Origin of the sequence: Mesorhizobium ciceri WSM4083 (assembly GCF_000519305.1) — a bacterium.
In the GTDB taxonomy this organism is placed as follows: domain Bacteria; phylum Pseudomonadota; class Alphaproteobacteria; order Rhizobiales; family Rhizobiaceae; genus Mesorhizobium; species Mesorhizobium ciceri_B.
On record NZ_JAFG01000031.1, the window covers coordinates 1 to 10,543 of the forward strand.

The window sequence follows — 10,543 nt, forward strand, 5'->3', positions numbered from 1 at the left end:
GCCTTGCGGATAATCGGCGTGATCAGCCCACCGGGGATCGACACGGCAACGCCGACATCGGCATGCTTGTGCTTGACCATGGCGCTTTCGGTCCATGAGGCATTGGCATCCGGCACCGCCTTCAGTGCCATCGCCATCGCCTTGATCACCATGTCGTTGACCGACAGCTTGTAGGCNGGNGCNTCGCCCTTGTCGGTTTTCTTCACCGGGGCAGCCGCATTGATCTGCGTGCGCAGCGCCAACAGTGCATCCAGCTCGCAGTCGAGCGTCAGGTAGAAATGCGGGATGGTGGTCTTGGCCTCGACCAGGCGCCGCGCAATGGTCTTGCGCATATTGTCGTGCGGGACGAGTTCGTAGGAGCCCTGTTCAAACAGACGCAGCACGTCCCCCTCCCCCTTGAGGGGAGGGTGGCCGGCCACAGGCCGGTCGGGTGGGGTCGCTTCGACTGGGCTCGGCGCCAGGGCGGTGCTGAATTGGGCGGTGCCTCCTGAGGCGACCCCCTCCGTCCGCTTCGCGGACACCTCCCCCTCGAGGAGGGAGGAAAGTGCGGCGTCGATATCGGCTTTTACAACACGGCCGTATGGGCCTGTGCCGGATACGGTGGAAAGAGCAATGCCCGCCTCACGAGCTAGGCGCCTGGCCAAAGGTGTCGCGCGGGCTTTCCCCTCCCCCTCGAGGGGAGGGTGGCCGGCCGCAGGCCGGTCGGGTGGGGTCGGTTCGACTGGGCTCGACGGTACAGGGGTGCCTCCTGAGGCAACCCCCTCTGTCGACTTCGTCGACATCTCCCCCTCGAGGGGGGAGATTGGCGCATAGCTTTCACCGTCGGCATAAATCCATGCAACAGCCGCGCCGACCGCAATATCGACACCCTCCTTGCCGGTGACGTCGCGCAGGACGCCGCTGGCCGGCGCGTCGATTTCCATCGCGGCCTTGTCGGTTTCGATCTCGAACAGCACATCGCCCTTCTTGACCCTGGCGCCTTCCTCGGCAAACCAGCGTGAGATCTGTCCGGTCGCCATGTCCATGTCGACCTTGGGAAGAATGACTTCGGTCGGCATGGGTCAGCGGACCCCTTTCACGAGGTCGCGCGCGGCGGTGATGATGTCGGGAATTTGCGGCACCGTTGCCTTCTCGAGTTCCGGATTGTAGGGGATCGGCGTTTCGGCGCCGCCCAGCCGCACGATCGGCGCGTCGAGATAGTCGAACGCTTCGCTCTCGGCGATCATGGCGCTGACCTCGGCGCCGATGCCCAGCGTCTTGACCGCTTCGTAGACACACATCAGCCGAGACGTCTTCTTGACGCTGTCGATGACGGTCTGCTTGTCCATCGGCCGAATGGTCCGGAGATCGACGACTTCGACGTCGATGCCTTCGCTCTCCAGCGCGGCAGCGGCATCGAGCGCCTTCTGCACCATGATCGAGGTGGCGACGATGGTGAGATCCCGGCCCTCGCGGCGGATATCCGCCTTGCCGATCGGCACGGTGTAGTAGCCTTCGGGCACCGGGCCTTTCATCTTGTAGAGCAGCTTGTGCTCGAAGATCATGACCGGATCGGGATCGGCGACCGCAGCCAAAAGCATACCCTTGGCATCGTAGGGCGTGGCCGGTTGGATCACCTTGAGGCCCGGCACATGGCCGAGCCAGGCCTCAAGGCTCTGACTGTGCTGGGCCGCCGCACCCGTGCCGGAGCCGGCGGGAAAGCGCATCACCACCGGAACCGAAACCTCGCCGCCCAGCATGAAGCGCATCTTGGCCGCCTGGTTGACGATCTGCTCCATGGCGAGCGTGGCGAAATCGGAAAACTGGAACTCGAAGATCGGCCGCATGCCGGTGAGGGCAGCCCCCACCGCGACGCCCGCGCCGCCCAGTTCCGAAATCGGCGTGTCGATGACGCGGTCAGCGCCGTAACGTTCGACCAGGTCGCCGGTGACCTGGAAGGCACCGCCATAGACACCGATATCCTCGCCCATCAGGAAAACGCGTTCGTCCATGTCCATGGCGATCGCCATGGCTTCCTGGATCGCCTGGGCGTAGCTCAGTTCACGCACCATCGCGTCCATCACGCCTGCTCCGTATACACGTAATTTCCGGTCTCGCTGATATCGGGCGATGGGCTCGCCTTGGCGAACTCGATGCCGTCGGCGATCTCTTGCGCCACGGCATTGCGAATGGCCTCGATGCCCTTGTCGTCGATGAAGCCGAATTCCCTGAGCTCGCTTTCGAACAGGGTGATCGGATCGCGGTTCGACATCCAGTCCTCGATCTCTTCCTTGGTGCGATAGCGGTTGCGGTCGCTCTTGGAATGGCCGCGATGGCGGTAGGTCTTGGACTCGATCAGCGTCGGCCCCTCGCCGGCGCGGGCTCGGGCGATAGCCTGATGAGACGCCTCGGCGACCTCGGAGAAGATGTTGCCGTTGACGATGACGCCCGGCATCGAATAGGCGGCGGCGCGCTCGGCGATGTTCTTGACCGCTGTCGAGCGGGCTGTCGATGTCGACATGCCGTAGCCATTGTTCTCGCAGACGAAAATGACAGGCAGCTTCCAGACCGCCGCCATGTTGAGCGCCTCGTGGAAAGCGCCTTCATTGTTGGCGCCGTCGCCGAAGAACGAAACCACGACCTTTCCGGTCTTCATCATCTTGGAGGACAATGCCGCCCCGACGGCGATCGGAATACCGCCGCCGACGATGCCGTTGGCGCCGAGATTGCCCTTGCCGACATCGGCGATGTGCATCGAGCCGCCACGGCCCTTGCAATAGCCTGTGGTCTTGCCGAAGAACTCGGCGAACATGCGCTTGACCTCGGCGCCCTTGGCAATGCAGTGGCCATGACCGCGATGCGTCGAGGTGATCTGGTCATCCTCGGCAAGCGGCATGCAGATGCCCATGGCGCTGGCTTCCTGGCCGATCGACAAATGCATGGTGCCGTGGATGAGGCCGCGCGTGTAGCACTCCTCCGCGCCCTCTTCGAAGCGGCGGATCAGGTACATCTTGTGGAGCACCTGCTTGAGCTGCTCGGCGCTGTACTGGCGGTAGACGAAGGGCAGATTGGCGCGACTGTCAGTGACGGCTTTGCTGGCTGTGGCCATGATCACGCTCCCACGGTCCCATAGACGAGCTTGTCCTGGCGGGCGCGCAGTTCGGCGATCTTGGAGCCCGCCGCGGGCGCTGCATTCGCATAGGTTATGAGCTCGCCCTTCTTGATCGGCGCGGTGACCGAGCCGCCCTGCAGCAGGCCGCAGGGAATGGCCTTGGCGGCGCGCGCCTCAGGCGTCGTCATGATCCAGGCGCGGTAGCAATATTCACCGATCGCATCGAGCTTCTCGCCGGGCTTCATATCTTTCTTGGCCACGGCGGCGACTTCGGCGACCGGCTTGGCCAGCGGCACCATGTCGGCCTTGCCGTAGAGCACGACGCGCGCGCAGGTCAGCGGCACTTCGAGCGAGGTCAGGTGATAGGGACGATGGAAAGTGAAATACGGGCCTTTGCCCATCTTCAAATCTTCCATACGCTCGGAGATGCGCGGATGCGACATGTCGGCAACGACGAAGACGCCGGGCGCGACACCCTTGCCGATCGAATAGTCGACGACGCCGACCCTGGACAGCACGCCGCCATCCTTCTGCGGCACCAGCACCTTGGACAGTTCGCCGAGCGTCGCCGCCGGGCCATGCATACCGGCCTTGTCTGGAACCAGCCCGGTGGCATTGGCGATTGCCGCCATCTCGACCATGGTCTTGGAGCCGTCGACGAATTCGACCAGCATCCGCACATTCATATGCCGGCGCTTGGCTTCCTCCTCATAGTCTGGGGGAATAGCGTCGATGTTGAGCGGATTGTTCTTGCCCTTGCCGGCGGCAACGATCGGATGCCCCATGGCCGAAACGAACTCGATCAGCTCCATGCAGGAGGACGGCTCGTCGCCGGCGCCCAGCGAATAGGTGACGCCGAGCCGGTCGGCCTCGCTCTTCAGATAGGCACCGATGGTGACGTCGGCCTCGACATTCATCATCACCAGATGCTTGCCATGTTCCATGGCGCGCAGCCCGATCTCGGCGCCGACGGCGGGAACCCCGGTGGCGTCGATGACGACGTCGATCAGATCATTGTTGATGACAAGGTTGGCATCGTTGGTGACCGCCACCTTGCCGGCCTCCATTGCCGCCGTCATCGCGGACGCGTTCGACACTTCGCGCGCGTGCCCGGTTTCCTGGAAGGCGATTTCGACCGCCTTGCTGGCGGCAGGCAGGTTCAGTTCGGAAATGGCGCCGATCTCGATGCCCGACATATGGGCGACACGAGTGACGATGTCGGTTCCCATCTCGCCCGAGCCGATCAGGCCGATGCGGATAGGCTTGCCCGACTTGGCGCGTTCCTCGAGATCGCGGGCAAGGCCCGTCAACGAAACATTGGAAGCCATACCGCTCGTTCCTCCCATAATGCAGGCTTGTTCGATTGCCTGACGGGTATTGAACATCTGTATTTCTGTCAAGACTAATGTCCAGATTCTCGTGCTTTTTGGGCACTTTCACCACAGTCCAGCGGGACGAAAAAGAGGCTGGAAAACCTGATGCAGCGCAGTCGCCGTCAGTGCGCGGATGGGCACCGGTTGGGATCGTACAGCTCAGCAAAGGCGCAGCCTGTTGCGCTGCCGAGCAATAGGCCGGCGCATGCGACTGGCGGCATCTTGGCCCATGCGGGAAGTCCTGCTCAATGTTCCGCGAAGCCGGCCACGGGCAACCCGCTGCGTCGATCGGGAAATCATGGAAATGCACGACCACGCCATCCGCATCGATCAAGATCACGGCATAGGCGGTGCCTTTCTGCTAGCGCCCTGCGGCACCAGCCGACAAATGGAACGCTTGGATTACCCTCTACTGTGCCGTCCAGCCACCGTCCATCGGTAAGGTCGTGCCGGTGATCTGCCTGGCCGCGTCCGAACACAGGAACAGCGTCAGCGCGACAAGCTCATCGACGGTGACGAATTCCCTGGTCGGCTGGGCAGCGAGCAGCACATCGTGCTGACCTGTTCCTCGGTCATGCCGCGCGCCTTCATGGTGTCGGGAATCTGCCTTTCGACCAGCGGGATCCAGACATAGGGTGGGCGGCGCCTATTTGGCAATATCGAGCAGGGACGATACCAACAACTCGCGCTCGTCTTTCGACAGGACATCAGAATCGAAGAGGTTCATGCTGCGCAATCCCTCGATGGCGAGATAGCAGATCAACAGCGATTTGAGATCCGGCGTCTCGCCCTTCAGCCGCTCGAAAAGCTGCCGCTTGAAGGTCTTTATCGGCATCATGAAATCGGGATCCTCGGCGATGGCCGAGAAGATCCAGGACGCCGACTGCTGCTTTTCCTCGCAATCATTGGCCGACAGCCTGATGTAGACGGCCAGGGGATTTTCGTCCGTGTCATTTGTGCGGGCGGCTTCCAGCGCGTGCTCGAATTCACGCAGATAGCCTTCGACCAAACCTTGCATCAATTTGGCCTTGGTCGGGAAGTTGTAGAGGAGCCCTCCCTTCGACACGCCGGCACGGCTGGCGACGGCATCCAGCGACAAGCTGCCTGGTCCGGATTCCCGGGCAACATCGGCCGCCGCGGCGAGAATCTTCTCGCGCGAATTCGGTCTTTGGGCTCTCATGGTGCCTCCCATCGCAAGCTTAGGCCCAATTGACAAGACCGTCCAGACGGTACAGTAAGACCGCCATTATTTGAAATCGGGACCCGCAGTCGATATGTGTCCCGATATCCGCGCTTCGCGCCGGATTTCGACTGAGGGGACTTCCTTGTTCAAGCGCATACTCCGTATCTTTATTATTGTTCTGGTTCTGGCCCTGCTCGTCGTCGTGGTCGGCGGCATCGTCGGCTTCAACTTCCTGCGCGACAACGGCATCAAGCAGTACTTCGCATCGATGAAGCCGCCGGCGGCTACCGTGTCGACGACCATCGCCAAGCCTTTGGCCTGGACGCCAGGCGTCGAGGCGATCGGCACGGTCAAGGCCGTGCGCGGTGTCGACCTGACGGTCGAGACCACCGGTATCGTCAAGGACATCCTTTTCCATGCCAACCAGAAGGTGGCGGACAATGCGGTTCTGCTGCAACTCGATGACGCCGTCGAGCGCGCCGATCTCGACGCCCAGAAGGCGCAGGCCGCGCTCGATCAGGCATCGCTGGCCCGCGCCATCGAACTGACCAGGCGTGGCGTCGGCTCCGACTCGACGCTGGACACGGCGCGTGCCGCGGCCTCGGCCTCGGCGTCTCAGGTCACCAAGCTGCAGGCCGTGCTCGAGCAGAAGCAGTTGACGGCGCCTTTCGGCGGCACGGTGGGCATCCCGAAGATCGATATCGGCCAGTATCTGGCGCCCGGCACCGCCGTGGTGACATTGCAGGACCTCGACACGATGCGGGTCGATTTCTCGGTTCCCGAACAGCAACTCGCTCTGCTCAAGATCGGCCAGACGATTCGATTGGGCTTTGGCGGCGAGGACAGGCCCTTCGCCGGCGCCATTCGCGGCATCGACCCGAAGATCGACTCGTCCAGCCGGCTGGTGAACATCCGGGCGGAAGTCGCCAATCCCGATGGCAAGCTGACCCCCGGCCAGTTCGTGCAGGTGCGTGTCGAGCTGCCCGAAGAGCAGAACGTGCTGACCCTGCCGCAGACGGCGCTGACGACAAGTCTCTATGGCGACTACATCTTCGTGGTGCAGCCGGCCAAGCCCGCCGAGGCGGCGCCAGCTGCCAAGCCGGAGGAGAAACCCGCCACGCCGGCAGCCGACAAATCGGCTGATGCCAAGCCTGCGGACACCAAGCCGGCCGATGCCATGAAGCCGGCGGCTGATGCACCCAAGCCTGCCGCCGATGCGGCAAAGCCAACCGACAAGGCTGCCGATGCGGCCAAGCCGGCGGCGGAAGGTGACAAGCCCGCGCTCGTGCTGTCGCAGGTGTTCGTCAAGCCCGGCCGCCGCAATCAAGGCATGGTCGAGATCGTCGAGGGGCTGAAGGCCGGCGACGTGGTCGTCACCGCCGGTCAGAACCGCCTCTTCAACGGCATGTCCGTCGTTGTGGACAACACCATCGACCCGACCAAATCGGCGAACAAGCAGGCCGAACAGCAATGAGCTTTTCAGATCTCTTCATTCGCCGGCCTGTTCTTTCGACGGTCCTTGCCTGCATGATCCTGCTCCTGGGTTTCCAGGGCATCTTCAACCTGTCGATCCGGCAGTATCCGAAAGTCGATGAAACAGCGATCACGATCACCACGGCCTATCCGGGCGCCAGCGCCGATCTGATCCAGGGCTTCATTTCCGCCCCGATCGCCCGCGCCGTCGCCTCGACCGAAAACATCGACTACGTCACCTCGTCCAGCCGCCCGTCCTCCAGCACCGTGACGGTGCAGATGAAGCTCGGCTCGAACCCCGACGTCGCGCTGACCGAAGTTCTGTCCAAGGTCCAGGGCGTGCGCGGCACCTTGCCGGACGCATCGAAGGACCCTGTCATCGTCAAGGGCACCGGCCAGCAGTTCGCGATGATGTACATCTCGATGCAGAACCCGAACATGACGAAGGAGCAGCTGACCGAGTATATCGAGCGCGTCATCAGGCCGCGCATGTCGACGGTCGAAGGCGTCGCCGACGTGCAGATCTTCGGCGCGCAGGAATACTCGATGCGCGTCTGGATCGATCCGGTCAAGCTTGCCGCGCGCGGCGTGACGGCCTCCGAACTGCTGACGGCGATCAACAATTCCAACTTCCTGTCGGCGCCCGGCAACACCCAGAACGAGTATGTCGTTTCCTCGATCACCGTGCGCTCGACATTGCAGACGCCGGAGGCATTCGCCGAGCTGCCGCTGCGCTCTACCGACGGCAATGTTGTGCGGTTGCGCGACGTGGCTCGCGTCGAACTCGCCGCCGAGAACACCGACACCAGGGTCTCGTTCAACGGCAAGCCCGGCACCTTCCTGGCGATCTTCCCGACGCCGGCGGCCAATCCGCTGACCACGGCGGCGGCGCTCACCAAGCTGGTGCCGCAGATTCAGGAGACGCTGCCGAAAGGCATGACGATCGAGGTCGTCTACGACGCGACCGGGCAGATCAGCGCTTCCATCGAAGAGGTGTTCAAGACCATCGCCGAGGCGGTTGCCATCGTCATCGTCGTCATCCTTCTGTTCCTTGGCTCCTTCCGGTCGGTGATGATGCCGATCATCACCATCCCGTTGTCGCTGATCGGCGTCTGCTTCCTTCTGTTTGCTGTCGGCTACTCGATCAACCTGCTGTCGCTGCTGGCCATGGTGCTGGCGATCGGCCTGGTCGTCGACGACGCCATCGTGGTGGTGGAGAACATCCATCGTCACATGGAAGAAGATCACATGTCGCCGATGCAGGCTGCGTTCAGCGGCATGCGCGAAATCGCGTCGGCCATCGTTGCCATGACCATGACGCTGGCCGCCGTGTTCGCGCCGCTGGCCTTCACCGGCGGCCTCACCGGCGCGCTGTTCCGCGAATTCGCAGTCACACTCGCCGGCTCGGTGGTGCTGTCGGGCGTCATCGCCATCACCATCACCCCGATGATGTCGGCACGCCTCTTGAAGTCCGGCACGCCGGGCCGTTTCCAGCGCATTGTCGACGGCACCTTCGCGCGCGTCGAGCATGTCTATGAACGGGCCGTCACCGGGTCGCTCAATTATCGCCCATTGACGCTGATCATCGTGCTTGCGCTTGTCGGTGTCACCGGCTTCATGTTCACCAAGACCTCGAGCGAACTGGCGCCGGAAGAGGACCAGGGCTTTCTGCTCTCGATTGTGACGGCGCCGCGTTATGCGACCTCCGATTACACCGAGACATACGTCAACCAAATCCTCGGCCTGGTGAAGGATATTCCCGAAACACGGGCGCAGTTCTCGGCCGTCGCCTTCGGCGGCACGACAAACAGCGCCTTCGTCGGGTATGCCTTCAAGGACTGGGCGGAACGCAAGCGCAATTCGAAGGAACTGCAGGCCGACATTACAGCCCGTATCGCCAAAGTGGCCGGGGTCGAGGCTTTTGTCTTCGCACCGCCGACGCTGCCGGGCTCCGGCGGCGGCCTGCCCATTTCCATGGTGGTGAGATCGACCGGCGCTTCCTCGGAAGTGTACGAGGTGGCCGAGCAGATCAAGAACAAGGCGCAAGCCTCCGGCCGCTTCATCGTCGTGCAGAATTCGATGGCCTATGACGCACCGGAGGTGACGGTGACCATAGACCGCGACCGTGCCGCGGCGCTGAACCTGCCGATCGCCGATATCGGCCGCACGCTGACCCTGCTGGTCGGCGGCGCCGAAGTGGCGCAGTTCGACCGCGACTCCAACAGCTACGACATCATTCCGCAGGTGCCGCAGGAGTTTCGCGATAACCCCGACAAGCTCGGCGAATACTTCGTGCGCAGCGTGACGGGCGAGATGGTGCCGCTATCGGCGGTGGTCAAGATTTCGACCAATGCGGCGCCGGCGGCAATCGAGCAGTTCAACCAGCTGAATTCGTCGACGATTTCGGCGCTTCCGTTACCCGGCGTCACCACTGGCGACGGGCTGAAGGCGCTGGAGGACATCGCCAGGGAGAGCCTGCCCGACACCTTCTTCCTCGACTATTCCGGTCAATCGCGGCAGGAAAAGGAACAGGGCAACACCATCCTGATCGCTTTCGCGGCCGCCGTGGTCGTCATCTATCTGGTGCTGGCGGCGCAGTTTGAAAGCTTCCGCGACCCTCTGATCATCATGATGGCGGTGCCGCTGTCGATCTTCGGAGCGATCGTGCCGCTCAATCTGGGCCTCGGCACGCTCAACATCTACACGCAGGTCGGCCTGATCACACTGATCGGTCTGATAACCAAGCACGGCATCCTGTTGGTCGAGTTCGCCAACCAGCAGCGCGAAAAGCATGGCATGCGGCGGCGCGACGCCATCATCGCCTCGGCCAAGGTGCGCCTGCGGCCGATCCTGATGACGACAGCGGCGATGGCGCTCGGCGTGGTGCCGCTGATCACGTCCAGCGGCGCTGGTGCGGCGGCCCGCTATTCGATGGGCCTGGTCATCTTCACCGGCATCCTGGTCGGCACCCTGTTCACGCTCTTCGTCGTGCCCATGTTCTACACCTTCATCGCCAGCAAGGACCTGCCTCATCTGGCGGAGAAGCCGGATCCCAAGCTGATGCCGGCACTGCCGAGCTAGGACGGTCGAGGGATGCGGCTTCCTGCCCGGAAATGCGCAGGACAAATGCAAAGGAAAAGAGGCCGGAAAATTTCCGGCCTCTTCAGACTGCTGACAAACCCCGTCGATTTTCGGCGGGGTTTTTTGTTATGTGATTGAAGTGTCTTGGACTGTTTGTGTCAGGGGATTTTGACAGGAGGCGTTGGGCCTCATGTGCGGGCCGACTTGGGCTTCGGGCACAGGCAAAGGGCGATCTTCTTGATGTTTTGTGCGGCGGCGGCGAGCAGGCACTGGCAGGCGACCTTGGTGAGACTTCGGAACCGCGCATAGCGGTGACCATGCAGTTGCTTGGCGTCGGCGAAG

General features: G+C 62.8%; 8 protein-coding genes and 1 pseudogene. 2 read left to right on the forward strand and 7 right to left on the reverse strand.

Features of this window, described 5'->3' with window-relative positions; all coding sequences use genetic code 11:
- The 6 genes and pseudogenes from MESCI2_RS0125380 to MESCI2_RS0125405 all read right to left on the reverse strand — a co-directional run.
- The coding region (locus tag MESCI2_RS0125380) for a dihydrolipoamide acetyltransferase family protein (RefSeq protein ID WP_027038945.1) at positions 1 to 1,058 on the reverse strand (1,058 nt) is incomplete at its 3' end.
- A gap of 3 nt (positions 1,059 to 1,061) precedes the next feature.
- On the reverse strand, positions 1,062 to 2,060 hold the full coding sequence (locus tag MESCI2_RS0125385; protein ID WP_027038946.1) for an alpha-ketoacid dehydrogenase subunit beta: 999 nt from the start codon (positions 2,058 to 2,060) through the stop codon (positions 1,062 to 1,064).
- Positions 2,060 to 3,088: a thiamine pyrophosphate-dependent dehydrogenase E1 component subunit alpha gene (locus tag MESCI2_RS0125390; RefSeq protein WP_027038947.1), complete on the reverse strand. Its 1,029-nt coding sequence runs from the start codon at positions 3,086 to 3,088 to the stop codon at positions 2,060 to 2,062. The genes MESCI2_RS0125385 and MESCI2_RS0125390 overlap by 1 nt, the downstream gene beginning before the upstream one ends.
- A gap of 2 nt (positions 3,089 to 3,090) precedes the next feature.
- Positions 3,091 to 4,419: an NAD(P)H-dependent oxidoreductase gene (locus MESCI2_RS0125395; RefSeq protein ID WP_027038948.1), complete on the reverse strand. Its 1,329-nt coding sequence runs from the start codon at positions 4,417 to 4,419 to the stop codon at positions 3,091 to 3,093.
- Between the two features lie 454 nt (positions 4,420 to 4,873).
- A pseudogene (locus MESCI2_RS1000000137480) lies at positions 4,874 to 5,106 on the reverse strand (SDR family oxidoreductase); the annotation flags it as partial.
- Positions 5,107 to 5,110: 4 nt separating this feature from the next.
- Positions 5,111 to 5,644, reverse strand: a complete 534-nt coding sequence (locus MESCI2_RS0125405) for a TetR/AcrR family transcriptional regulator (RefSeq protein WP_027038949.1) — start codon at positions 5,642 to 5,644, stop codon at positions 5,111 to 5,113.
- 145 nt (positions 5,645 to 5,789) lie between these two features.
- Between MESCI2_RS0125405 and MESCI2_RS0125410 the strand changes: the two genes are divergently transcribed.
- On the forward strand, positions 5,790 to 7,121 hold the full coding sequence (locus tag MESCI2_RS0125410; RefSeq protein WP_027038950.1) for an efflux RND transporter periplasmic adaptor subunit: 1,332 nt from the start codon (positions 5,790 to 5,792) through the stop codon (positions 7,119 to 7,121).
- Positions 7,118 to 10,201, forward strand: a complete 3,084-nt coding sequence (locus tag MESCI2_RS0125415) for an efflux RND transporter permease subunit (RefSeq protein WP_027038951.1) — start codon at positions 7,118 to 7,120, stop codon at positions 10,199 to 10,201. Before MESCI2_RS0125410 ends, MESCI2_RS0125415 begins: the two co-directional genes overlap by 4 nt.
- A gap of 188 nt (positions 10,202 to 10,389) precedes the next feature.
- Here MESCI2_RS0125415 and MESCI2_RS1000000138155 read toward each other — a convergent pair.
- Positions 10,390 to 10,543: transposase (locus MESCI2_RS1000000138155; protein WP_197031600.1), on the reverse strand; the 154-nt coding region annotated here is incomplete at its 5' end.

Coding starts and splice junctions, on each gene's coding strand:
- MESCI2_RS0125385 (WP_027038946.1), bottom strand. CDS start 2,060: ATGGACGCGATGGTGCGTGAACTGAGCTACGCCCAGGCGATCCAGGAA.
- MESCI2_RS0125390 (WP_027038947.1), bottom strand. CDS start 3,088: ATGGCCACAGCCAGCAAAGCCGTCACTGACAGTCGCGCCAATCTGCCC.
- MESCI2_RS0125395 (WP_027038948.1), bottom strand. CDS start 4,419: ATGGCTTCCAATGTTTCGTTGACGGGCCTTGCCCGCGATCTCGAGGAA.
- MESCI2_RS0125405 (WP_027038949.1), bottom strand. CDS start 5,644: ATGAGAGCCCAAAGACCGAATTCGCGCGAGAAGATTCTCGCCGCGGCG.
- MESCI2_RS0125415 (WP_027038951.1), top strand. CDS start 7,118: ATGAGCTTTTCAGATCTCTTCATTCGCCGGCCTGTTCTTTCGACGGTC.